This window comes from Methylobacterium sp. J-077 (genome assembly GCF_022829365.1).
Classification (GTDB): Bacteria; Pseudomonadota; Alphaproteobacteria; order Rhizobiales; family Beijerinckiaceae; genus Methylobacterium.
The window spans coordinates 1-913 of the sequence record NZ_JAKSYJ010000126.1; the positions used below are offsets into that span (position 1 = coordinate 1).

Annotated in this window: 1 protein-coding gene; it reads right to left on the bottom strand. The window is 70.0% G+C overall.

The window, feature by feature from the left end; translation table 11 throughout:
* Positions 1 to 133: 133 nt before the first annotated feature.
* On the bottom strand, positions 134 to 913 hold a 780-nt coding region (locus MKL11_RS16035), incomplete at its 5' end, for a DDE-type integrase/transposase/recombinase (RefSeq protein ID WP_243945110.1).

Below are 913 nucleotides of genomic sequence, written 5' to 3' on the forward strand. Positions count from 1 at the left end.
TTGCGACCGTCTCCACGACCAACATCCCGCGCAAGCCTCCCGTTCGAGCCGGAAGGCATTGTGGATGACTTGTCCTGGGGGTCCCGTTTGGACGCCGATCACCCCGAGAACGGGGTCCTTATTCCACGCCTAATCACAGCCGTGGCAGCCGTGGCAGCCAGCCGGCACCGCGCCACGCCTCGACGGGCGCCACACCGATCCCACCGTGAACCCGGACGTTGTAGCGGCCGACGATGAAGGCGCCGATCGCCGCGTCCAGCTCGGTGAGTGACAGGCTCGGCGCTGAGGCCGGCGTCCCGTCCTGGAGATGGCCGGGCAACTCGGGCAGCAACTCCGTGTTGAGGGTGCCGAACAGCCGCTCGATCTTGCCGCGGCCCTGCGGGCGGGCGACGATGGAGTGGACCAGGCGGATGCGCAGGTCGGCCGCGGCCTGGTCGAGGTGGCGGCTGGTGAAGTCCGATCCGTGATCGACGTGGAGCACGTCGGGGATGCCGCAGACCGGCCAATCCGCTTGGGCCTTGGGCCAGATCGCCTGGCGCAGGGCCAGCGAGGTGTTGAGGGCCGAGGGGGCACCGAGGAACACCATGTAGCCCGCGATGGCGCGGGAGTGATCGTCGAGCACCGTGGTCAGCCACGGCTTGGCCTCGGCGCCGTTGGCATCGCGGATGAGGATGTCGAGCTGGGTGTGGTCGGCCTGCCAGGTGGCGTTCGGCCGTTCCGCCCGGTGCCGGTGGACGATCTCGTAGCGGTCGCGGAAGGCGGTGTCTCCGTCCAAGGCCAGCGTCACCAGGGCCGGATCGAGGCCAGTGACGATCGCATGGACGCTCGCGTAGGAGGCCCCAGGCCACCCGCGCGTCCGGGCCACCTCGCACGCACGGCGATGGATCGTCGCGATCGACAGGCGGGGCCGGGT